A 21,413-nucleotide genomic window follows, 5' to 3' on the forward strand; every position below is an offset into this window, starting at 1 on the left:
GGGCTCACGGCGTGAGCTGGGCGGCCAGCCGTTTCGGCGCGAGCAGCCGGTAGCTCTCGGTGACCAGCTCGGTGATCTCCTCCCAGTCGACGTCGGGCAGGTCGAGCCGAGCGGCGACCCAGCCGTGCTGGCCCATGTAGGGCGCGCTGTAGAACCGCTCCGGATCGGACCCGACGAGCGCCTGCTGCTCGTCGAGCGTGACCTTCACCCACAGCGAGATGCGGTTGTCGCCGTGATGGTTGTCCACATACCAGGCGAAGGTCTTCTTGCGCACCCGGTAGGTGACGTGCGGCCCGTGCCCGGACGGCTCGGCGGACGCCTCCGGCAGCCCGACGCAGATCTCGGTGAGCCGGGCTTTGCGCTGCTCGGTCTCGTTCTCGTCCATGTCGGCCATCATGCGCGACGGCTCTGACAGTTCCGCCGTCCGGGCACCGACCGCCGACCGACCGGGCACCGACCGCCGACCGTCCGGGCTGCGTGGTCAGGCGTCCAGGTAGCGCAGGACGGCCAGGACGCGCCGGTGGTCGCCCGGCGCGGGCGGCAGGCCCAGCTTGGTGAAGATGTTCGCGACGTGCTTCTCCACGGCCCGTTCGGTGACGACCAGGGTGGCCGCGATCGCGGCGTTCGTGCGGCCCTCGGCCATCAGCGCGAGCACCTCCCGCTCGCGTGGGGTGAGGCCGGGCAGGCGTCCGCCGCCGCTGCCGAGAAGCTGCGCGACGACTTCCGGGTCGAGCGCCGTGCCGCCCGACGCGACGCGCCGCAGCGCCGCCTCGAACTCGGCCAGGTCGGAGACGCGCTCCTTCAGCAGGTAGCCGACTCCGGCGGGCGACCCCGCGAGCAGTTCGGCCGCGTACCGCGTCTCGATGTACTGCGAGAACAGCAGGATGCCGACGGACGGGTGGTCGCGGCGGAGCGCGAGCGCCGCGCGAAGGCCCTCGTCGGTGTGCGTGGGCGGCATCCGGACGTCCACGACCGCGACGTCCGGAACGTGCTCGGCGACGGCGGTGACCAGCGCGTCCGCGTCGCCCACGGCGGCGGCGACCTCGTGCCCGCGCAGGCGCAGCAGCTGGACGAGCCCGTCGCGCAGGATCGCCGCGTCTTCGGCGATCACCACTCGCAGCGGCGTCACGGCGTGCGGAGGGGAAGCGTCACGGTCACGGTGGTCGGGCCTCCGGGCGGGCTGTGCACGGTCAGTTCGCCGTCAACGGTAGCGACCCGGTCGGCCAGTCCGGCGAGCCCGCCGCCCGGCCTGACCTCCGCGCCGCCGCGTCCGTCGTCGGTGACGCGCAGCACGAGGCGGCCCCCGGCCAGCTCCGCCTCGATCTTGAGGCGCGAGGCGTCCGCGTGCTTGGCGGCGTTCGCGACGAGCTCGGCGGCGCAGAAGTAGGCCATCGACTCGATCGCGGCGGACGGACGTTCGGGCAGGTCGGTGGCCAGTTCGGCGCGGACCGGGCTGCGCGCGCCGAGGGTCGCGAGCGCCGCGTCCAGACCCTTGTCCAGGACGGGCGGGTGGATGCCGCGGACCAGCTCGCGCAGCTCGCCGATCGCGGCGCGGGCCTCCTCGTGCGCGGCGTCGACCAGTTCGCGCACCTCGGGCGGCGCGTCCGGCGGGAGCGTCTCCTTCAGCATCGCCAGCCGGATCGTGACCGAGACCAGCCTGACCTGCGCGCCGTCGTGCAGGTCGCGCTCGATCCGCCGGACGGTCGCGACCGCGTCCTCGACCGCGTACGAGCGGCTCTCCTCCAGCGCGCGGATGCGCCGCTCGGCCGGTCCCGGACGGAAGACGAAGCGCAGGACCCGCAGGTCGAGCCGGGCGGCGGCGCGGGTCGCGGCGGGCGCGGCGACCAGCAGCAGCGCGCCGACGACGGAGAGCGCGATCGCGCGCGGCCAGGTGTCGAACCAGATCCCGGCGAGCTTGAACCCGTGCCGGACGTGTCCTGATGCGTCCGTCTCGGTCGTCTCGTTCCACCGCAGCCGCCACAGCAGCGGATACAGCAGGAGGAGCGTCCCGTACGCCCAGGTGACCAGCACGGACAGCAGGCCGAGCAGCCCGGACGGCACGCTCGCGATCAGGTAGCCGAACGCGCGGTAGCCGAGCGGGCCGTGCTGCTCGCGCACCCATCCGCGCAGGTCACGGCGCTTACCGCGGGTCGGCCACGGGACGTCCTCGGCGAGCAGCCGGGACGCCAGCGCGCGCCGCGCCTCCGCCATCCAGACGGCCCCGTGCAGCACGGCGGCCGAAGCGGGCGCGCCGACCCGGGTGAGCGAGAGCACGAGCGCCGCGAGGCCCGCGTAGAGCGCGTAGTAGACCCCGACGACGCTCAGCGCGCCGCCCGCCACCAGGTAGAGCGCGGGCGCCCAGAAGCGCCGGCCGAAGGGGTTCCACTTCATGCGTCCAGGGTCGCGGACGGCGGCCACCGCCGTCGATCGTGCCTCCACGCCTCCGGGGTTCGGTTAACCCCACCGTCCGGGAGCGGAGCTCAGGCGGCGTCGCAGTCGGAATCGCCGGGTTCGGAGTCGCCGGAGTCGGTCGGGGCGAACCCGGTACCGGCCCGGATCCCGTCGTCGTCCGGGCACCCGTCCCCGGCGGACGGGACGTCGTCGTCAGGGCAGAGCGCGGACGCGGGTGGCTCGGGATCGGTGGGGCAGACCGGGGTGTCCGGGCAGACGGGCGCGTCCGGGTCGAGCCCGACGAGCAGGGTCGCCAGGATGTCGTCGAAGGCCGCGCGCTGCTCCGGCGTGAGCCGGTCGAAGACCAGGCGGCGGACCTCGCCGACGTGTCCGGGCGCGGCCTTCTCGACGACCTTCATGCCCTCGTCGGTCAGGGACGCGATGATCGCGCGCCGGTCGCCGGTGTGCCGGCTGCGGACCACCCAGCCGTTCGCCTGGAGCTTGTTGACCGCGTGCGACAGGCGGCTCGGGGACGCGCGGACGACCGAGGCCAGCTCGGTCATGGTGAGCGAGCGCCCCGGCGCCTCGGAGAGCATCGCGAGGATCAGGTAGTAGCTGAAGGGCAGGCCCTCGTCGCGGTGGAGCTGCCGCTCCATCGCCTCCGACAGCAGCCGGCTGAACGCGACGAAGGCGCGCCAGGTCCGCTGCTCCTCCTCGTCGAGCCACCGGGTGTCCGTCATGGCACCATCGTACTTGAAGTTTCAATGATTAGTCCGTCCGGCCTCCGCGGAATCTCCCGGAGGCGGACGGACCCTGACGAAACCGGACGGAGACCGACAGACGCCGACGGACGCCGACGGACGCGCAGGGATCGGACAGGGTGGCCGCCGGGACGGTCAGTCCATCTCGGCGAAGCCCTGGCGCCACGACTCCAGGCGCGGCTTCCATCCGAGGTCGCGCGCCCGGGCGTTCGACACCGGACGGCCCAGCGGAGCGGCGTGCCGCGCGGTCGGCGGCGTCGGCGCGCCGAGGGCCGCGCTGTAGACGGGCAGCCACTCCGAGGCGGTGGCGGGCTCGTCGTCCACGATGTTCACCGGACCGGCGGGCCAGTCGAGCGCCGCGACGGCGGCCGAGGCGGCGTCGTCCACGTGCACGAAGCAGGTCCAGGACGGGGTGAGCGACAGCGCGCCCGCGTGCACCCGCTGCGCGATGGCGCCCTCCGGCGCGTACCAGGTGCCGGGACCGTAAAACGCTCCATAACGGAGCACGACGCCGTGCGGCATCTCGCCCACGGCCTGCTCCAGCGCGGCCACGCCGGCGTACGGCGGCGCCGACGCGTCGAGCTCGTCGGTCTCGGTGGCCGGTTCGGTGCCGGGCAGGTAGATCCACGAGATCGACTGGGCGATCATCTTCTGGACCCCCGCGGCCCGCGCCGCGTCCACCAGGTTCCGGGTGCCGGCGATGCGCAGCCGCGAGTTGGCCGCGAAGTCCTCCGCGGACAGGTCGGTGAGCTGGTGGATCACCACATCGGGCGAGTGCTCGGCGAGCGCCCCGGTCAGGGCGCCGGCGTCGAGCACGTCCACGACGACCGGGGTGGCGTGCTGGTCGGCGAGGGTCTGCGCGCGCTCGGGGCTGCGGGTCGTTCCGACGACCTCGTGACCGGCCCGCACGAGCAGCGGCACCAGCCGCCGCCCGACCACGCCGGTCGCGCCCGCGACGAAAATCTTCAAGGGGGGCACCTCCACGACTTTCACACCATTGTGGTCGTTGTAGCGGCAGGATAGTGCCGCCTGTGACGACGTTTTCTCCGGCGGTTCGCTCGTTGGTGGCCGGGCCGCAACCACGGGCCCAGCGGTCCGGCCGGGGATCGGCCGCCGAATTATCGGTACTTTCCGGTATTCCATGAAACCCGATGACGACGGCGCGCGCTGGCCGTTTGGCCCGTCCCGGCCCCGGCTTCCGCGTTCCCGCACCGGGTTTAACGCTCCGGCCCCCGGAGCAGGGTTCCCGCTGGGAACCGGAGGTCGTCCGCGTTTCCGGGCCGGCCGGCGCGCCGCCGGCGGCCCGGCCGGGACGCCGGGCAGGGGCGGAAGGGAAGCGATGAAGATCACTCTGGTGCGCGGCGACATCACCGAGCAGCACGTGGACGCGGTGGTGAACGCCGCCAACTCCTCGCTGCTGGGCGGGGGCGGCGTGGACGGAGCCATCCACCGGCGCGGCGGGCCGGAGATCCTCGAAGCGTGCCGCAAGCTGCGCGCCTCGCACTACGGCGGCGGCCTGCCCACGGGCCAGGCGGTCGCCACCCCGGCCGGGCGGCTGCCCGCGCGCTGGGTCATCCACACCGTCGGGCCGGTCTACTCGGCGGCCGACGACCGCTCGGCGCTGCTGGCGTCCTGCTACCGCGAGTCGCTCCGCACGGCGGACGAGCTGGACGTCGAGTCGATCGCCTTCCCGGCCGTCTCCGCCGGGATCTACGGCTGGCCGGTCGACGACGCCGCCCGGATCGCGCTGACCACGGTCGCGGCCACCCCGACCAAGGTCGAGGACGCCCGCTTCGTCCTGTTCACCGAGGACGCGTACGGCGCCTTCGAACGGGCGCTGAAGTCACTGGGCGGTTAGATCCCGCTGACCGCTCCGCCACGGAACCCGAACGCTGCGGCCAGGTCGCTGGGCGTCTCCCTGACGTAGACGCGAAAATCCCAGGCTCTGCACCCGGAATTCCGGCCTCAGCCGCCTGCCCGCCCGGCCTTGCGTCCAAGGTCCCGGACGGCGCTGCGGCTGGTCAGGAGGGCGCCGGGAGCCGTCCGGTTCGGGAGCGGAAGAGGGGAAGCCGCCGGCCGAACCGGACGCGACGGAGGGTCAGTCCTGCTTCGCGGGCGGGACGACCAGGGTGGCGCGGTGGGTGTGGTGCAGCACGCGGGTGGACACGCTGCCGAGGATCATCGAACGGGCTCCGGCGAGGCCGCGCGAGCCGGTCACGATGAGGTCGGCGTCCACCTCGTCCGCGACGTCCACGATGCCCGCCCAGATCGGGCCGGTGGTGCGGGCCGAGCGCGCCTCCACCTGCTCGAACCCGGCCTTGCGGGCGAGTTCGGCGCCCGCGAGGGCGAGCTGCCGGGCCTGCTCCTCCTCGGGCCACTCGTCGGAGTCGTCGTTCACCGTCAGCGCGCCGGCGGCGGCGAGCGGGGCCCAGTTGATCTGGCTGAGCAGGGGCTCCCAGACGGTCAGGACGACGACGGGGGCGGGGCTGAGCGTGCGCGCGGCGAACTCGATGGCGGTGCGCGCGTCGTCGGAGCCGTCGAAAGCGATCAAAATGGTCATGCCTCAGTCCTATCCCTCGATCGGCGAAATCCAACCCGCTCGTGCCGAAGATCACCTTTGTGACGGCCGCCCGCCATCCCGTCGAGAGTCCCTGGTCAGCGCCTTGCGTGCGCCCCGAGGCCGCCCGAGTCGGAGCACCGGTCGGAGCACCGGTCGGGGCGCCCGATCGGTGCTGCGCGCTCAGGTGCGCGGGGGGCGGTCTTCGCCGGGAGGGCCGGCGAAGGTCTGGATGATCTCCAGCCAGCGTCCGGCGTCCGGGCCGTGCGCGGTCACGTCCACGTCGGCGCGGTTGCGGCGGCGGGTGGCGAGCAGGCAGAAGTCGAGCGCGGGGGCGGTCACGCGCTGCGCGGCGTCCGCCGGGCCCCAGGTCCAGGGCTCGCCGCCGTCCGGCGGGGTGATCTCGACGCGGAACTCCTCGGCGGGCGGGGTCAGGCCGCGGTTGTGGAAGGCGAAGTCGCGCGCCCGGACGGCGATGTGCGCGACGTGCCGGAGCCGGCGCGTCGGGGCGCGGACGACGCCGAGCGCGTCCGCGACGTCCTCGCCGTGCGCCCAGGTCTCCATGATCCGCGCGGTCGCCATGGAACCGGCGGCCATCGGCGGGCCGAACCAGGGCAGCCGCGTGCCGGGCGGGAGCGCGGCGAGCGCCGTCCCCAGTTCGGCCAGGCCCTTGCGCCAGCGGTCGAGGAGTTCGGCGGGGTCGAGGCGCGCGCCCTCGGCGGCGACCCGGTCCACGTCCTCCATCCGCGGCAGGTTCGACAGGAACGCCTCGGGGTCGGTGGCGGCGACGAGGGCCTGCTCCTCCGTCCAGGTCAGGTGGGCGATCTGGTGGGCGATCGTCCAGCCTTCGGCGGGCGTGGGCGTCGCCCAGGCGGCGGCGTCGAGGGGCGCGACGAGCGCGTCGAGGGACGCGCCCTCGTCCGCCATGTCCGCGAGCAGCGCGTTGAGATCCGGCATCCCGCCAGCATCGCCGGTCGCCCGCCCGGACGGAAGACCTCAACCGAACAGGATTCGGGCCGCGGCGTAGTCGGCCTTGCCGTTCGGCAGCCGCAGCGAGTCCGCCGTCCGCGCGAACGCCTTGGGGATCTTGTAGCGGGCGAGGTGCTCGGCGCAGCCTTCGCGCAGCTCGGCGTCCGAAGGCCCGGGCTCGGTCGCGGGCCGGACGACGGCGACGATCTCGCTGCCCCACCGCTCGCTCGGACGCCCGACGACCAGCGCGTCCGCGACGCCGGGCAGGCCGCGCAGCACGGTCTCGACCTCCTCGGCGAACACCTTCTCGCCGCCGGTGTTGATCGTCGTGGCCTCGCGCCCGTGCACGTGGACGGTGCCGTCCGGGAGCAGGCGGGCGCGGTCGCCGGCGACCACGACGCGCGTCCCGCCGAGCGTGACGAACGTCGCCGCGGTCTTGTCCGGATCGTTGAGGTAGCCCAGCGGGATCGTGCCGCGCTTGGCGAGCCACCCCAGCTCGTCCTCGCCGGGCGCGAGCGCGCGGGACCGGTCGGCGCTCAGCACCACCGCGCCGGGTGCGGCGGCGAACGGCCGATCGTCCGCCCCCTGCCGCGTCACCTGGAACCCGGTTTCGGACGACCCGAGCACGTCAATGATCCGCGCGCCGGGAACCAGCTCCAGCAGGCGTTCCTTCACGCCGGGGCTGATTCCTGCGGCCGAGTTCAGCAGCGACCGCAGCGCGCTCAGGTCGTACCGGCGGCGTTCCAGCTCCGCCACGATCGGACGGGCGAACGCGTCGCCGACGAGCGGGATGCGGGTGATCTTCTCGCGTTCCGCGACGGCGAGCAGGTCGGCGGCGTCCAGGCCGTCCACGCGGGAGGGGAAGACCACGCACGCGCCCGCGCACCACGCCCCGAGCGCCGACCACGTTCCGGCGCCGTGCATCAACGGCGGCGCGACCAGCACCCGCGCGTCCGACCGAACGGCCCGCGCGACCGCCTCGTCGAGGTCGGTGATGGGCGTGTGGTCGCGGCGGCGCATCCCGAGGGGGCCGAGCATGAGATCGCCGATCCGCCACAGGACGCCCTTCGGCAGCCCGGTCGTCCCGCCCGTGTAGAGGATGTGCAGGTCGTCCGGGGCGGGCTGCACATCGAGCGGCTCTTGCGAGGACGCCTCTAGCGCTTCCTCGTACGCGCGCGCATACGGCGGCTGCGGTGTTCCGGTTCCGTCATCCACAAAGAGGAGCAGAGGTTGGAGGCCGACGCGCTCCAGGACTTCAATGATCCGAGGGGCGTACCCGGCGTGGTAGATCACCGCGGCCGGGCGGGCGTCCCCGAAGAGCTGCGCCAGCTCGTCCCCGGTGTAGCGGTAGTTGACGTTGAACGGCGCGACCCGGGCCATGTGCGCGCCGACCAGGCCCTCCAGGTATTCGGGCCCGTTGTGCAGGTAGAGAGCGAGGTGATCATGAGCCGACTCCCACGGCGCGGTCCGCCGACCGCGCCGTCCCAGGCCGCGCCCGTGCAGCACGCGCGCGAGGCGACGGCCGCGTCCCACCATGTCCCGCCACGCCCGCGCCCGTCGGCCGTCGCGGTCATGCCACACCACGCACTCGCGTTCCGGCACCGCGGCCGCGATCGCCTCCAGCAACCCCGCCAACTCCAACCCGGCCCGCTCGCCCCCGACGTTCCAAAGGTCAAGCGCTTCCTCCGGGCTGCGGGCCTGCTGTGGATCACGGCCATCCTGCGGGTGGAGTGGCTCTTGGGCGGAGCGGGCTTTGTCCGGGGTGTCGGCTGGATCGCCGGCTTGCGGGGCGTGTGGGGGCTGAGGCGTGGTCGGGGCGGTCGGGATGGGGCTCTGGGTGGGGTCGGGCATCGGAGCTCCCTGGGGTCGCCTCGGCACGGGGGCGGAGGCCGGCGCTGGCGCGGACGGGCGTCGGAGATCACCGTAACCGATTGCTTACGGGCGGCAGAATCCCGTTCGGTCGGTGGGGCGGGCGAAAATCGTGGGTGTGGCGCGCTCGACCAAGCCCCAGGGGGAGGTGACCCGGGGAACGACCCATCCCAACCGGCTCCGCCGCGCGGACCGGTGGACGGCGGCCACCCAGGGCCGCTTGCTGCGGTCCGTGCCGCGTCCGCTCGCCGTCGATCTCGGCTACGGCGCGTCCCCGATCACCACGATCGAGTTCCACGCGCGCCTGCGTGCCGTCGCGCCCGCCCTGGAGGTCGTCGGCATCGAGATCGAGCCGGACCGCGTCGCGGCGGGACGGGCCGTCCAGGCGGCGTATCCGGGGCTGTCGTTCGTCCGGGGCGGGTTCGAGCTGCCCGTGGACCGGCCGCCCACGCTCGTGCGCGCGTTCAACGTGCTCCGCCAGTACGACGAGGACGCCGCCTGGCGGGCCTGGGACGACCTGACCGCGCGCCTCGACCCGTCCGGCGTGCTGGTCGAGGGCACCTGCGACGAGATCGGCCGCCGCGCGGTCTGGGTCACGCTCGACCGCACCGGTCCCCGGACGGTCACCTTCGCCGCGCACCTGCCGTCCCTGGAACGGCCGTCCGACCTCGCGCCCCGGCTGCCGAAGACGCTGATCCACCGCAACGTCGAGGGCGAGGCCGTGCACGCGCTGCTCGCCGACTTCGACCGCGCCTGGGCCGTCGCCGCGCCGCAGTCGGTGTTCGGCGCGCGCGCCCGCTGGATCGCGGCCGTCGAGCATCTGGCGGCGACCCACCCGGTCTGCGCGAGCCCGCCCTACGGCGGACGGAGCCGCTGGCGGCTCGGCGAGCTCACCGTTCCCTGGACGGCGGTCGCCCCGAGCCGATAATTTCCGTCTCCTTATGACAACCTCAGGCGTCCGCGCGGCGCTCGGACGCCGGTCCGGCCTGGTCATCGGCGCCGCCGCCGTGCTCGTGGTGCTGATCCTCGGGATCGGCGGCTGGTACCTCACCCGCGAACCGCACGACTACCGCCTCGACGGTCCGCACGGGTCGTTCCCGGCCGCCCTCGGCTCGGGCGCGCCCCTGCCGTCCCGGACGGTCGCGACGGCGAGCCGTACGGTCGAGCTGGCGGGCGGGCTGGCGCTGCTGCCGGGCAAGGCCACACTTTCCTTCCCGGACGGCAAGCAGAGCGTCACGGGCACCGCGCGCGGCATCACCGCCGTGAACCTGCGCGACCACCGCGCCTACTGGGCGTACACCCGGCCCCGGCACGCCGTCGTGGACGTCGCGGCCACCGGCGCCGACGCGTTCGCGCTCTGGACCGACGGCCAGCTCACCCGCATCGACGCCCGCAGCGGCAAGCCGCGCTGGCGGCACCGGCTCGACAAGGCCCTCGCCACGGCGGGCCGGGGGCACGCCCAGCTCGTCGCGCCGCAGCACGGCCTGGTGCTGCTGGTCGCGTCCGGCCGCGTGGACGCCTTCGCCGCCGACTCGGGCGAGCCGCGCTGGACGGCCCGTCCGGCGGACGGCTGCCCGTTCGCGCTCGACCAGGACCCCGTGTTCACCGGCTCGACCGTGGTCATGGCGTCCCGGGACGACCGCTGCACGGCCACCGCCTACCGCCTCGACAACGGAAGCCGCGCCTGGACCGGCCCGGCCGGGACCGCCGGAGTCGCCGCCCGCCCGGTCGCCGTGGACGACGCCACCGTCCTGCTCACCGGACGCCAGGGCGGCACGGTCGTGGCCGCGGCCGACGGCCGTCCGGTCCGGCAGGTGACCACGCCCGTCGAGCTGTGGGACGCCCGCGACGGCCTGGTCGTCGGGGCGGGCCAGCCCGAGGACAGCGGCCGCGACGTCCTCGGCGTCTGGGACGCGCGCACCGGCCGCCGCCTCTGGCAGAACCCGGTCCCCGCCGGCTCCCGCCTCGACGGCGGCCCGCTCCTCGCGGGCGGCCGGGTCTACGTGACCCTCACCCCGGAGGACGGCGCGGCCAAGCCCAGCCTGGTCGTCCTGGACGCCCGGACCGGCGCGAGCAAGGCGTCCCTGTTCCCGCCCATCGTCGTCCCGAGCGGGCTTTCCGGCGACGACGCCGACTCGTTCCGCGACGAGGTCCAGACCCAGGTCCTGACCATCGGCGAGGGCGTCCTGGTCGTCCTGGAAGGCGACGAGGCCGCCTTCCAGGACGAAGCGAAGGGCTCCGTGGCCCTGATCTCCTGACCCCGCAAAACCCCTCGTTCAAGCCTCACGGCAGAGGCCGGCGACGGCCGCGTCCGCTCAGGCTTCGCGACGGAGGCGGACGCCGACCGGCTTCGCGCGGGTTTCGCGGGGAGGCCGGCGGCGGCCGGGGCGATCAGGGTTCGCGGTGGAGTTTGTGGGGGGCTGCCTGGACGCGGGGCTGGACGTCGATCCGGTCGATGTTGACGTGGGCAGGACGGGTCACGGCCCAGGCGACGCAGTCGGCGATGTCGGCGGCGACGAGCGGTTCCGGCACGCCCTGGTACGGCTTCTCGGCGCGCTCGGTGTCGCCCCGGAAGCGCACGAGGCTGAATTCCTCCGTCTTCACCAGGCCGGGCGCGATCTCGGTGACCCGGACGGGCTTGTCGACCAGTTCGAGCCGCATGACCTCGTTCACCGCGTACGCGGCGTGCTTGGCCGCGTTGTAGCCGGCGCCGCCCTCGTAGGGGACGTGCCCGGCGAGCGAGGTGATGTTCACCACGTGCCCGGCCCCCGAGGCGATCATCTTCGGCAGCAGGGCCTTGGTCACCCGCAGCAGTCCGAGGACGTTGGTGTCGTACATCGCCTGCCAGTCGGCCGGGTCGGCGTCGATGACCGGCTCGATGCCGACCGCGCCGCCCGCGTTGTTCACCAGGACGTGGCAGGAGTCGAGCGCGGCGGCCAGCTCGTCCACCGAGTCCTGCGAGGTCACGTCGAGGGTCACCGGGACGACCTTGGCCGCGCCCGGCACCTCCTCGGAGATCGTCTTGGCGAGGGCGTCGAGGCGGTCCCGGCGGCGCGCCGCCGCCACGACGTTGAACCCCTCCGCGGCCAGCCGCCGCGCCGTGGCCGCCCCGATACCGCTGCTTGCTCCGGTCACTACCGCCGTCTTACGCATGCCGCACAGCTTCCCAGACCGGCTCGGCGGCCAAGGTCACAGGGTGGCCGCCTCTGTGAGGGAACAGTCGGACCACTGGATAGGTTGCACTACCGGAGGTGGTGTCCGTTGTCGGGTCGTATCAACCGAGTTGCGACGATCAGTCTGCATACTTCGCCCCTGGACCAGCCCGGCACGGGCGACGCGGGCGGCATGAACGTCTACGTCGTCGAGACCGCCAAACGCCTGGCCGAACGCGGTGTCGAGGTGGACATCTTCACCCGCGCGACCTCCCGCGCCCTCCCGCCGGTCAGCGAGCTCGCCCCCGGCGTGCTCGTCCGGAACGTCGTCGCCGGGCCGTTCGAGGAGCTCGACAAGAGCGAGCTGCCCCGCCACCTCTGCGCCTTCACGTCCGGCGTGCTGCGGGTCGAGGCGTCCTACGAGCCCGGCCACTACGACTTGATCCACACCCACTACTGGCTTTCCGGACAGGCCGGATGGGCCGCCAAGCGGCGCTGGGGCGTCCCGCTCGTGCACTCCATGCACACCATGGCCAAGGTCAAGAACGCCGCGCTCGCCGCGGGCGACACCCCCGAACCCGCCCTCCGCGTGGACGGCGAGCAGCAGATCGTCGACACCGCCGACCACCTCGTCGCCAACACGGCCAAGGAGACCCGCGAGCTCACCGGGCTCTACGGCGCCGACCCGTCCCGCATCTCGACCGTCAGCCCCGGCGTGGACCTGTCCCTCTTCCGGCCCGAGTCGCCGATCATCGCGCGCGGCACCGGCCTGCTGCCCCACCGCACCGGACCCGCGCGCCGCCGCCTCGGCCTGCCCCGGGACGCCTACGTCCTGCTGTTCGTCGGCCGGATCCAGCCGCTCAAGGCCCCCGACGTGCTGCTCCGCGCCGTCGCGCTCATGCTCCACCAGGAACCGGCGATGCGCTCGCGGCTCGTCGTCGCGGTCGTCGGCGGGCCGTCCGGCGCCGGACGCTGCCGTCCCGAGGGCCTCCAGCGCCTCGCCGCCGAACTCGGCATCACCGACGTCGTCCGGTTCGAGCCGCCGTGCCCGCAGCGCGAGCTCGCCGACTGGTACCGCGCGGCGGACGTGACGGTCGTCCCGTCCCACAACGAGTCGTTCGGGCTGGTCGCCGTCGAGTCCCAGGCGTGCGGCACGCCCGTCGTGGCGGCGTCCGTGGGCGGGCTCCAGACCGCCGTCAAGCACGGCGAATCCGGCATCCTGATCGAGGGGCACGACCCGGCCGACTACGCGTCCGTCCTGCGCCGCCTGTACGCCGAGCCCGGCACCCACCTCCGGCTCGCGCGCGGCGCCGTCCGGCACGCCCAGGCCTTCGGCTGGGACGCGACCGTGGACCGCCTGCTAGAGGTGTATACCGGTGCGACGACCCGCGAGGCGATGGTGAAGGAGATGGCCCGGTGAGCCACGGCGAAACAGACGTCCCGTCCGACCTCGGCCAGGCGGACGGCCAGACGGACGGCCGGGCGGACCATGACGGTCGCTCCGCCGCCGCCCCTGCCGCCTCCTCGAACTCCGGCTCCGCGGCGAGCGATCCCGTCGCGGTGATCGAGGAGACGCTGAAGGCCGCCGAGCTGGAGTACAGCACGCCGCGCGAGGACGCGTTCTTCGTGAAGCTGCCCGGCCAGCACAAGCTCGCCACGATGACCTGGCTGATCGTCGGCGACCACAGCCTGCACGTCGAGGCGTTCTTCTGCCGCCGGCCGGACGAGAACCACGCCGAGTTCTACCGGTTCCTCCTGGAACGCAACGGCCGCATGTACGGCATGTCGTTCGCGCTGGACGAGGTCGGCGACGTCTACATCGTCGGGCGCGTCCCGGTCCACTCGGTCACCCCGGACGAGATCGACCGGCTCCTCGGCTGCGTCCTCACCTACTCGGACGAGAACTTCGACAAGGCCCTGGAACGCGGCTTCAAGACGTCCATCCAGAAGGAATGGGACTGGCGCGTGAAGCGCGGCGAGTCCCTGGCGAACCTGCGCGCCTTCGCGTCCTTCGCCGACCCCGCCAACCGCTGACCCCACCGCCCGGGCCGCCCGCACCGACCGCACTGACCGGCGGGTTCGGGGGCCGGGGTGTCCGGCCGCCGCGGGCGCGGCGGGTTCGGGGCCCGTTCGGTCGCGGCGGCGTCGACCGCTAGGCTCTGCTGTCATGGCGACCCTGGTTTTGCTGCGGCACGGCGAGAGTGTGTGGAACGCGGAGAACCTGTTCACCGGCTGGGTGGACGTGGACCTCTCCGCCAAGGGCGAGAGCGAGGCGACGCGCGGCGGCGACCTGCTGCTCGACGCCGACATCACCCCCGACGTGGTGCACACCTCGCTGCTGAAGCGGGCCATCCGCACGGCCAACATCGCGCTGGACGTCGCGGACCTGCTGTGGATCCCGGTCCGCCGGTCGTGGCGGCTGAACGAGCGGCACTACGGCGCGCTCCAGGGCAAGAACAAGGCCCAGACGCGCGAGGAGTACGGCGAGGACCAGTTCATGATCTGGCGCCGCTCCTACGACACCCCGCCGCCGCCGATCAAGGACGACGACCCGCTGTCCCAGGTCAACGACCTGCGCTACGCGTCGCTGCCGTCCGAGCTGATCCCGCGCACCGAGTGCCTCGCCGACGTCGTCGACCGGCTGCTGCCCTACTGGTACGACGCGATCGTCCCGGACCTCGCCGACGGCCGGACCGTCCTCGTCACCGCGCACGGCAACTCGCTGCGCGCCCTGGTCAAGCACCTGGACGGCGTCTCCGACGAGGACATCGTCGGCCTGAACATCCCCACCGGCATCCCGCTCGTCTACGAGCTGGACGACGACTTCGCGCCGCTGAAGCGCGGCGGCGAGTACCTCGACCCGGCCGCCGCCAAGGCCGCCATCGAGGCGGTCAAGAACCAGGGCGCCAAGAAGAAGTGACCCCGGCCGGCTGAGCGCCGGGGGCCGCTGAACGGACGGCGAAGCCCGCCGCGTCCTTCTGGGGAGGACGCGGCGGGCTTCTTCTCCATGGGCCGGCCGGTCGGCTCGGGGCGGCGCCGGGCGGCGCGGCGGAAGGTCAGCCGGCCTCGACGATCTCCTGCGGACGCTGGCCCGTGACGAGGTAGACGACGTTCTCCGCGACGTGGACGGCGTGGTCGGCGAACCGCTCGAAGTACCGTCCGGCGAGGGTGATGTCCACGGCCGGCTCGACCCCGTGCTTCCACTTGGGGGAGAGCAGGATGTCGAACAGGCGGCGGTGCAGGCGGTCCATCTGGTCGTCGTCGGCGTCCAGTTCGAGGCCCATCTCGACGTCCCGGGACGCGATCACCGACCCCGCCTTGGCGATCATCCGCTCGGCGATCTGCCCCATCTCCAGCACGGTGGACTGGAGCTCGGGCGGCACGGCCGACTCCGGGTGGCGGCGGCGGGCGGTCTTGGCGATGTGGACGGCGAGGTCGCCCATGCGCTCCAGGTCGCTGCTCATCCGCAGCGTGGTGACCAGGGTCCGCAGGTCGCCGGCCACCGGCTGCTGCCGGGCCATCAGGTCGAAGACGGTCTCCTCGATCTCGGTGTCGATCTTGTTGACCTGCTCGTCGGCGGTGATGACCTCCTCCGACAGCCGCAGGTCGGCGTCCAGCAGCGCGGTCACCGCGCGGGACATCGCCGACCGGACCAGGCGGGTCATCTCGACCAGCTTGTCGGCGAGGGAGTCGAGTTCCTCGTGGTAAACGTCGCGCAAGGCTAGAACCTCGGATTCCGGGGAGGGCCGGCCCGGAGGCCGGCTCGATGGTGCCCGGGCGGCGTCGCGCCGCCCGCTCGGGATGGGGTCGCGGGCGACCGGAGCGCGCCGCCCGCACGGGCCGTCGCGCACGGTCCCGTGCCCCGGAACGTCCCGAGGGGCGGGGCGTACTCGCCCACGCCACACCCTGCCCTACCGGCGTGAACCCGCACGGATGAAGAGGTGAACATTGGGCTAACGGCTCACGCTCCGGCACCCCCATGGTGTGGGGCGGCCTCGTTCGCCACCTACGATCCAGATGTGGAGGTCGAGGTTGTCGCAGGTCTGACCGGGCTCGCCGGGCTCGCGATCGGACTCGCGACTGGATTGGCGGTACGGGTGAGCGAGCGTGCCCAGCGAACCGTGCCCCCGGCGCAGCCCCAGGGCGGGCTGCCGCCGGGGATAGCGTCGGTGCTGAGCGTCCTGAGATCGTCGGGCGTCGTCGTGGACGCCGAGGACAGGGTGCTGCGCGCCAGCTCCGCCGCGCGCGCGTTCGGACTCGTCAGCGACGACCGGCTCGTCGTGGACGAGCTGCTCGCCATGGCCCGCCTCGTCCGCCGCGACGGCGAGATCCGGGAGACCGAGATCCAGGTCGGGCCGTCCCGGTCGCGCTCGCGCGCCGAGGGCCGCTGGTTCGCCGTCCGGGTCGCGCCGCTCGGCTCGCACGGCCTCGTCCTCGTCCTCGCCGAGGACCTCACCGAGATGCGCCGCGTCGAGGCCATCCGCCGCGACTTCGTCGCCAACGTGAGCCACGAGCTGAAGACCCCGGTCGGCGCGCTGTCGCTGCTCGCCGAGACCGTGGAGGGCGCCGCCGACGACCCCGAGGCCGTCCGCCGGTTCGCCGGGCGGATGCAGCACGAGTCGGTCCGGCTCACCAACCTCGTCCAGGATCTGATGACCCTGTCCCGCATCCAGGGCGAGGAGCCCCTGCCCGACCTGCACCCGGTCGAGCTCGACGAGGTGATCGACGAGTCGCTCGACCGCTCGCAGATCCGGGCGGGCTCCAAGAACATCGAGCTGATCGCGGGCGGACGGCACCGATTCCGCGTCCGCGGCGACGAGGAACTGCTGGTCACCGCGCTGCGGAACCTGATCGACAACGCCGTCGCCTACAGCCCCGACAACACCCGCGTGGTCGTCGCGACCCGGCAGGCCGACGACCAGCACGTCGAGATCACCGTCACCGACCAGGGCATCGGCATCCCCGAGGGCGACCTGGAACGGATCTTCGAGCGCTTCTACCGGGTGGACCCGGCGCGGTCCCGGCAGACCGGCGGCACCGGCCTCGGCCTGGCGATCGTCAAGCACGTCACCAGCAAGCACGGCGGAGAGGTCACCGTCTGGAGCAAGGAGGGTTCCGGCTCGACCTTCACCCTGCGGCTGCCGCTGCTGAACCCCGCCGCCACGCCGGCCGACGCCGGCGAACAGACCCCCGGTGACGTCCCCGGCGAACCCGGCGACGCGAACGGCGGGACGGGCGCGTCCCGCCCGTCCGCGCTGTCGGCCGCCCCAGGCCTCACACCATCCCACCCGACCCCCGAGGACCGGACGCGATGAGATCCGCGCGCCGGCCCAGAACCGCCCGGGAGGCAACACCGTGACCCGAGTGCTCGTCGTGGAAGACGAGGAGTCCTTCAGCGACGCGCTGTCGTACACCTTGCGCAAGGAGGGCTTCGAGGTCGCCGTCGCGGCCACCGGCCCGGACGCGCTGGACATCTTCGAGCGCAACGGCGCCGACCTCGTCCTGCTCGACCTGATGCTGCCGGGCCTGCCCGGCACCGAGGTGTGCCGCGAACTGCGCGCCAAGTCCAACGTCCCGGTCATCATGCTCACCGCCAAGGACAGCGAGGTCGACAAGGTCGTCGGCCTGGAACTGGGCGCGGACGACTACGTCACCAAGCCGTTCTCGACCCGCGAGCTGATCGCCCGGATGCGCGCCGTCCTGCGCCGCCAGGGCGACGCGGGCGAGGAGCTCGCCCCGGCCGTCCTGGAGGCGGGCCCGGTCCGGATGGACGTCGAGCGCCACGTCGTGAGCGTCAACAGCGACTCGGTGCAGCTTCCCCTCAAGGAGTTCGAGCTCCTGGAGGTCCTGCTCCGCAACGCCGGCCGCGTCCTCACCCGCATGCAACTTATCGACCGCGTGTGGGGCGCCGACTACGTGGGCGACACCAAGACCCTCGACGTCCACATCAAGCGCCTGCGCGCCAAGATCGAGGACGCCCCGTCCACGCCCCGGCACATCGTCACCGTGCGAGGCCTCGGCTACAAGTTCGAGCCGTAACCCGCCGCCTGCCCGAGGGAAACGGCCGCCGGCACCTGCCCGCGGCCGTTTCCGCATACCCGCATGTGGCGCGCTCGACCAGCTCCTCACTCCAGCGGCGAGGCGCGCTACCGGGCGCGAACGCTGCGGGGCGCCGGACACGCCGAGCGCGTCGGGTGTGGCGGACGCGCCGGACGCGCCGGACGCGCCGGACGCGCCGGACGCGCCGGACGCGCCGGACGCGCCGGACGCGTTGGGTGTGGCGGAAGCGCTGGGCTTGTGGATCGGGGACGGGCGGGTGGCGTAGTGGGCGGGATGGGGAAAGGCCCGCGCCGTCCTTGAGGACGGCGCGGGCCTTTTCGGTCGTGCGGTGGGGTCAGGCGGCGGGGGTCTGGGTTCCCTCGGGCTCGCCGGACCTGCCGGGGGTGGCGCTGCCGCTCGGCGTCGCCGGGCTGGTCGGCGTGGTCGAGCCGGTCGGCTCGCCGCTGCCGGACGGGCCGGTCGACGGCGTCGGGTTGAACGGCGTGCTCTGCGAGACCGCGACGTAGGTGCTGAACTCGTTCTGCTGCGGGATGACCGGAACGGTGAGCGTCACCGTGCCCGCCTTCTCGAACTGGAGCGTCACCTGGATCGCCTCGCCGCCGAGCAGCTGCTTGTTCGCCTGGGTCAGCACGACCAGCGGGGACTTGCCGCCGGGAGCCGGGGTCGCCTCGCCGGAGGTGGGCGCGGACGGCGACTCGCCGGCCGGAGTGGTCGGCGCGCCGGACGCCGGGGCGGTCGGCGAACCCGAGGCCGGAGCGGTCGGCGAGCCCGACGCCGGAGCGGTCGGGTTGCCGGAGGCGGGCGTGGTCGGGGCGCCGGTGGACGGCTTGGTGCCCGGCTTGCTCGGCTTCGTCCCGGTCGGCTTGCCGGACGGCGTGCCCGACGGGGTCACGTGGCCGGGCGTGGTGGGGTGGCCGGCCGCGCCCGTCCCGAGCAGGGAGACCGCGGAGCCCATGCCGCGCTCCTTCGCCGGAGGCAGCACCACGCCGTCGGAGGCGAGCTTGGCCTGGCCGAACTCGGGGGCGCTGACCGAGACGAGCCGGTCGGCGCGTCCGGGCACCTCGTTGATCAGCGTCCCGTACAGCGGGACCGACGATCCGGCGGGGAGCGCCTTGTCGGGCTCGGGGCCGAGCAGGAACATGTTGCGGATGCTGACCTGCGGCCTGGCCGGCTCGTTCTTGGGCACCCAGGCGTTGACGCCCTCGGTCAGCTGCGTCGGCGCCGCCGTCTGAGGCTCCTCGCCGGCTCCACAGCCGGAGAGCACCGGCGCCATGGCGACGGCGCCCGCGAAGGCGAGCGCGACCACTCGACGGCTGTTACGGATCACGGCGACGATCTCCTCGCGAAAGGGTTGCAAGCGGTTGAGGCTTCGGCGTGACGAACGCCGAAGGGCAGCCTAGCGAGAAGGTGGCCCCCGTTCGGATCCGGGGGGCGGGTTCGCCTCCGGCGTTTCGGACGTCCGATGCTCGGGAGGGCCCGGTTCGGCTCATCTGGGCGCGGCGGCCTTGAGCAGGTCCGTCAGTTCCGGTCCCGGGCGCGCCGAGGTGCGGATGTCGGAGACCACGCCGTCGTTCCCCACGAACACCGCGGTCAGGCCGGTGGCGGGGCGCCCGTTCGCGTCGTTGGCGTACGTCCGGGCGAGGATGCCGGACGCGTCGTCCAGGACGATGGGGTCGCCGTCGTGCGCGCTTCCGGCGAGGGCGCGCAGCGACTTGAGCGTCTCGGCGGCGGACTCGGTGGCGCCGCGCCGGTCGGCCGCGAGCCACAGGCTGAAGCGGAGTTCCTGCGTGCGCTTGGCGAGGTCGGCGACGACCGCCGAGCAGTCGCAGCGGGGCGAGGCGATCGCGATCACGCCGGGCCGCAGGTCGCTCAGGTGACGGACCTTCGCGGACGGCGGTGCGGTGACGTCCCCGGCCGGGAGGAATCCGCCTTTCTGTCCCGGGGGCGCGGTCGGGTGCGGGGCGAGCGCGGCGCGGGCCGGACGGGGTTCGGGGCGGGTGCCGAGCGCGGTCATCAGCACGCCGCTGACCAGCGCGATCAGCAGCGCCCCGGTGATGATCGGGATGGCGACGCCGAACCGCGCGAACGGCCCCGTGAGCCGTTCCATGCGGGCGCGCCGCCGCAGCCGGCGCAGCTCGCGGCGGTAGGCGATGACGTCGCGGTCCAGGTCGCGGGCGTCGTCGGGGACCACGACGTCGACGTGAGGGAGCCCGTAGTCGTCGTGCTCGGAGTCGCCGTCTGGCCTCACGCCGCACCTCTCCTGTCACCCGTGTCCCGCCGAGACGCTTCCGCCCGCTGCGCCCCTTTCGCTCTTTTTCGGACGCTTTGTACCCGCACCGCCCGGCATGTTCACCTCCCAGTATGGGTCGCGGTCGGCCATCTGACAGGGGGGAGCGGCAGAACGGCGCGAAGGGGACGCAAGAAAGGCCCCGCGGTCGCCCCGAGATCCTTTCGTGATCATGCTCGGACGTGCGGTGACAAGGGGTGATGCGGCCTGCGGCCGGGGCGCGGCGGAGTGCTCGACAGGGCCGGTAAACGTGCCCCCGATGCACTATCAAGGTGCTTTGTCAAGGTCCCAATTAGGGGGTTGACCTGCGGATTTGTCGCGAAGGCCGGTGCGGTCACCCCGAGGTCCGTGCTATCCTCGTTCTAGCGGAAGGGGTACTTGTCACATGACTTTCCAGGTCGGCGACACCGTCGTCTACCCCCACCATGGGGCTGCTCGGATCGAGGCCATCGAGACTCGCACCATCAAGGGTGAGGAAAGGACCTACCTGGTCCTGAAGGTCGACAAGGGCGACCTGACAGTTCAGGTTCCGGTCGAGAACGTCGAGGACGTGGGTGTCCGTGACGTCGTCGGCCAGGAGGGTCTGGAGAAGGTGTTCGAGGTGCTGCGCGCACCTTACACCGAGGAGCCCACCAACTGGTCGCGCCGCTACAAGGCCAACCTTGAGAAGCTCGCCTCCGGTGACGTGAACAAGGTCGCCGAGGTCGTCCGGGACCTGTGGCGCCGGGACAAGGAGCGCGGCCTGTCGGCCGGCGAGAAGCGCATGCTGGCCAAGGCGCGCCAGATCCTGGTCAGCGAGCTCGCGCTCGCCGAGAAGACCAACGAGGACAAGGCGGAGGCCCTCCTCGACGAGGTGCTGGCCAGCTGATCAGGTGAGTCGTCAGCTTCCACGGGTGGGCGTCGGTACCGACGTCCACCCGTTCGCTTCCCATGACCGTCCCCTCTGGGTGGCGGGCCTCGAATGGCCCGGCGAGGGCACCGGCCTCGACGGGCACTCCGACGGCGACGTCGCGGCGCACGCCATCTGCGACGCGCTGCTGTCGGCCTGCTCGCTGGGCGATCTCGGCAAGGTCTTCGGCACGTCCGACCCGCGGTGGTCGGGCGCGTCCGGGGTGACCCTGCTGCGCGAGACCGCCCGCCTGGTGGACGAGGCGGGCTGGCTGATCGGGAACGTCGCCGTCCAGGTGATCGGCAACCGCCCGAAGATCGGCAAGCGCCGCGACGAGGCCGCCAAGACCCTTTCGGAGGCCCTGAACGGCGCCTCCGTCAGCGTCTCGGCGACCACCACCGATGGCCTGGGCCTCACCGGACGGGGCGAAGGGCTGGCCGCGCTGGCCAACGCCCTGGTCTTCCCCAAGTCCTGACGC

23 protein-coding genes are annotated in these 21,413 nt (G+C 73.2%); 11 read left to right on the plus strand and 12 right to left on the minus strand.

All coding sequences use genetic code 11. From position 1 onward, the window contains the following. Positions 1-4: 4 nt before the first annotated feature. From ACFPCY_RS38895 to ACFPCY_RS38915, 5 genes are all read right to left on the minus strand, one after another. A complete protein-coding gene (locus ACFPCY_RS38895; RefSeq protein ID WP_378264129.1) occupies positions 5-385 on the minus strand; it encodes an MmcQ/YjbR family DNA-binding protein in 381 nt (126 codons plus the stop codon). Between the two features lie 96 nt (positions 386-481). Beyond that, complete coding sequence (locus tag ACFPCY_RS38900; protein WP_378264250.1) at positions 482-1,120, minus strand: LuxR C-terminal-related transcriptional regulator; 639 nt, start codon at positions 1,118-1,120, stop codon at positions 482-484. A gap of 5 nt (positions 1,121-1,125) precedes the next feature. Continuing rightward, entirely contained in the window at positions 1,126-2,391 is a 1,266-nt protein-coding gene (locus ACFPCY_RS38905; protein ID WP_378264131.1) for a sensor histidine kinase, read from the minus strand. 89 nt (positions 2,392-2,480) lie between these two features. Continuing rightward, positions 2,481-3,131: a MarR family winged helix-turn-helix transcriptional regulator gene (locus tag ACFPCY_RS38910; RefSeq protein ID WP_378264133.1), complete on the minus strand. Its 651-nt coding sequence runs from the start codon at positions 3,129-3,131 to the stop codon at positions 2,481-2,483. 156 nt (positions 3,132-3,287) lie between these two features. Beyond that, positions 3,288-4,121: an NAD-dependent epimerase/dehydratase family protein gene (locus ACFPCY_RS38915; RefSeq protein ID WP_378264135.1), complete on the minus strand. Its 834-nt coding sequence runs from the start codon at positions 4,119-4,121 to the stop codon at positions 3,288-3,290. A gap of 370 nt (positions 4,122-4,491) precedes the next feature. On the opposite strand from ACFPCY_RS38915, the gene ACFPCY_RS38920 reads away from it, so the two are divergent. Further along, entirely contained in the window at positions 4,492-5,010 is a 519-nt protein-coding gene (locus tag ACFPCY_RS38920; protein ID WP_378264137.1) for an O-acetyl-ADP-ribose deacetylase, read from the plus strand. 240 nt (positions 5,011-5,250) lie between these two features. Here ACFPCY_RS38920 and ACFPCY_RS38925 read toward each other — a convergent pair whose 3' ends face one another. From ACFPCY_RS38925 to ACFPCY_RS38935, 3 genes are all read right to left on the minus strand, one after another. Further along, the gene (locus ACFPCY_RS38925; protein WP_378264139.1) at positions 5,251-5,712 is read right to left on the minus strand and encodes a universal stress protein; all 462 of its coding nucleotides are present in this window, start codon (positions 5,710-5,712) and stop codon (positions 5,251-5,253) included. A 180-nt stretch (positions 5,713-5,892) separates the two neighbouring features. Next, on the minus strand, positions 5,893-6,666 hold the full coding sequence (locus ACFPCY_RS38930; protein ID WP_378264141.1) for a TIGR03084 family metal-binding protein: 774 nt from the start codon (positions 6,664-6,666) through the stop codon (positions 5,893-5,895). Positions 6,667-6,705: 39 nt separating this feature from the next. Next, complete coding sequence (locus tag ACFPCY_RS38935) at positions 6,706-8,319, minus strand: AMP-binding protein (protein ID WP_378264143.1); 1,614 nt, start codon at positions 8,317-8,319, stop codon at positions 6,706-6,708. A gap of 346 nt (positions 8,320-8,665) precedes the next feature. On the opposite strand from ACFPCY_RS38935, the gene ACFPCY_RS38940 reads away from it, so the two are divergent. Beyond that, positions 8,666-9,475: a class I SAM-dependent methyltransferase gene (locus ACFPCY_RS38940; RefSeq protein ID WP_378264145.1), complete on the plus strand. Its 810-nt coding sequence runs from the start codon at positions 8,666-8,668 to the stop codon at positions 9,473-9,475. A 13-nt stretch (positions 9,476-9,488) separates the two neighbouring features. Then, positions 9,489-10,805: an outer membrane protein assembly factor BamB family protein gene (locus ACFPCY_RS38945; RefSeq protein WP_378264147.1), complete on the plus strand. Its 1,317-nt coding sequence runs from the start codon at positions 9,489-9,491 to the stop codon at positions 10,803-10,805. 133 nt (positions 10,806-10,938) lie between these two features. On the opposite strand, the gene ACFPCY_RS38950 is transcribed toward ACFPCY_RS38945, so the two are convergent. After that, a complete protein-coding gene (locus tag ACFPCY_RS38950) occupies positions 10,939-11,700 on the minus strand; it encodes an SDR family NAD(P)-dependent oxidoreductase (protein WP_378264149.1) in 762 nt (253 codons plus the stop codon). A gap of 108 nt (positions 11,701-11,808) precedes the next feature. Here ACFPCY_RS38950 and mshA point away from each other — a divergent pair, with 108 nt between their 5' ends. The 3 genes from mshA to ACFPCY_RS38965 all read left to right on the plus strand — a co-directional run bounded on the left by mshA (position 11,809) and on the right by ACFPCY_RS38965 (position 14,619). Continuing rightward, entirely contained in the window at positions 11,809-13,119 is a 1,311-nt protein-coding gene (mshA, locus tag ACFPCY_RS38955) for a D-inositol-3-phosphate glycosyltransferase (protein WP_378264151.1), read from the plus strand. Between the two features lie 140 nt (positions 13,120-13,259). Then, positions 13,260-13,733 carry a type III secretion system chaperone family protein gene (locus ACFPCY_RS38960; protein ID WP_378264252.1) on the plus strand — a complete coding sequence of 158 codons (474 nt, stop codon included), beginning with the start codon at positions 13,260-13,262 and terminating at the stop codon, positions 13,731-13,733. Between the two features lie 133 nt (positions 13,734-13,866). Beyond that, the gene (locus ACFPCY_RS38965) at positions 13,867-14,619 is read left to right on the plus strand and encodes a phosphoglyceromutase (RefSeq protein WP_378264153.1); all 753 of its coding nucleotides are present in this window, start codon (positions 13,867-13,869) and stop codon (positions 14,617-14,619) included. A gap of 136 nt (positions 14,620-14,755) precedes the next feature. Here the strand turns inward: ACFPCY_RS38965 and phoU are convergent, their stop codons facing one another. Continuing rightward, positions 14,756-15,418: a phosphate signaling complex protein PhoU gene (phoU, locus tag ACFPCY_RS38970; protein WP_378264155.1), complete on the minus strand. Its 663-nt coding sequence runs from the start codon at positions 15,416-15,418 to the stop codon at positions 14,756-14,758. A 300-nt stretch (positions 15,419-15,718) separates the two neighbouring features. Between phoU and ACFPCY_RS38975 the strand changes: the two genes are divergently transcribed. The 3 genes from ACFPCY_RS38975 (at position 15,719) to ACFPCY_RS38985 (ending at position 18,024) form a co-directional block, all read left to right on the plus strand. Then, positions 15,719-17,014 (plus strand): sensor histidine kinase, encoded by a 1,296-nt coding sequence (locus ACFPCY_RS38975; protein WP_378264157.1) that lies wholly within the window; start codon positions 15,719-15,721, stop codon positions 17,012-17,014. Positions 17,015-17,054: 40 nt separating this feature from the next. Further along, positions 17,055-17,738 (plus strand): response regulator, encoded by a 684-nt coding sequence (locus ACFPCY_RS38980; RefSeq protein WP_378264159.1) that lies wholly within the window; start codon positions 17,055-17,057, stop codon positions 17,736-17,738. A gap of 157 nt (positions 17,739-17,895) precedes the next feature. Next, a complete protein-coding gene (locus ACFPCY_RS38985) occupies positions 17,896-18,024 on the plus strand; it encodes a hypothetical protein (protein WP_378264161.1) in 129 nt (42 codons plus the stop codon). Between the two features lie 69 nt (positions 18,025-18,093). On the opposite strand, the gene ACFPCY_RS38990 is transcribed toward ACFPCY_RS38985, so the two are convergent. Together ACFPCY_RS38990 and ACFPCY_RS38995 are read right to left on the minus strand one after the other, a co-directional pair. After that, positions 18,094-19,086, minus strand: a complete 993-nt coding sequence (locus ACFPCY_RS38990; RefSeq protein WP_378264163.1) for a hypothetical protein — start codon at positions 19,084-19,086, stop codon at positions 18,094-18,096. Between the two features lie 159 nt (positions 19,087-19,245). Further along, positions 19,246-20,007 (minus strand): hypothetical protein, encoded by a 762-nt coding sequence (locus tag ACFPCY_RS38995; protein WP_378264165.1) that lies wholly within the window; start codon positions 20,005-20,007, stop codon positions 19,246-19,248. Between the two features lie 424 nt (positions 20,008-20,431). On the opposite strand from ACFPCY_RS38995, the gene ACFPCY_RS39000 reads away from it, so the two are divergent. Continuing rightward, positions 20,432-20,914, plus strand: coding sequence for a CarD family transcriptional regulator (locus ACFPCY_RS39000; RefSeq protein ID WP_026414839.1), 483 nt, complete (start codon positions 20,432-20,434; stop codon positions 20,912-20,914). A gap of 25 nt (positions 20,915-20,939) precedes the next feature. Beyond that, positions 20,940-21,410 (plus strand): 2-C-methyl-D-erythritol 2,4-cyclodiphosphate synthase, encoded by a 471-nt coding sequence (gene ispF / locus ACFPCY_RS39005; protein ID WP_378264167.1) that lies wholly within the window; start codon positions 20,940-20,942, stop codon positions 21,408-21,410. The last annotated feature ends 3 nt before the right edge of the window (positions 21,411-21,413 follow it).

The sequence above is a fragment of the Actinomadura gamaensis genome (assembly GCF_042652125.1).
Lineage (GTDB): Bacteria > Actinomycetota > Actinomycetes > Streptosporangiales > Streptosporangiaceae > Spirillospora > Spirillospora gamaensis.

Excerpts from the sequence above, each read along its gene's own strand:
- ACFPCY_RS38945 (WP_378264147.1), top strand. The coding sequence starts at position 9,489 with ATGACAACCTCAGGCGTCCGCGCGGCGCTCGGACGCCGGTCCGGCCTG.
- ACFPCY_RS38930 (WP_378264141.1), bottom strand. The coding sequence starts at position 6,666 with ATGCCGGATCTCAACGCGCTGCTCGCGGACATGGCGGACGAGGGCGCG.
- ACFPCY_RS38925 (WP_378264139.1), bottom strand. The coding sequence starts at position 5,712 with ATGACCATTTTGATCGCTTTCGACGGCTCCGACGACGCGCGCACCGCC.
- ACFPCY_RS38895 (WP_378264129.1), bottom strand. The coding sequence starts at position 385 with ATGGACGAGAACGAGACCGAGCAGCGCAAAGCCCGGCTCACCGAGATC.
- ACFPCY_RS39000 (WP_026414839.1), top strand. The coding sequence starts at position 20,432 with ATGACTTTCCAGGTCGGCGACACCGTCGTCTACCCCCACCATGGGGCT.
- ACFPCY_RS38905 (WP_378264131.1), bottom strand. The coding sequence starts at position 2,391 with ATGAAGTGGAACCCCTTCGGCCGGCGCTTCTGGGCGCCCGCGCTCTAC.
- ACFPCY_RS38910 (WP_378264133.1), bottom strand. The coding sequence starts at position 3,131 with ATGACGGACACCCGGTGGCTCGACGAGGAGGAGCAGCGGACCTGGCGC.
- ACFPCY_RS38920 (WP_378264137.1), top strand. The coding sequence starts at position 4,492 with ATGAAGATCACTCTGGTGCGCGGCGACATCACCGAGCAGCACGTGGAC.
- ACFPCY_RS38965 (WP_378264153.1), top strand. The coding sequence starts at position 13,867 with ATGGCGACCCTGGTTTTGCTGCGGCACGGCGAGAGTGTGTGGAACGCG.
- ACFPCY_RS38950 (WP_378264149.1), bottom strand. The coding sequence starts at position 11,700 with ATGCGTAAGACGGCGGTAGTGACCGGAGCAAGCAGCGGTATCGGGGCG.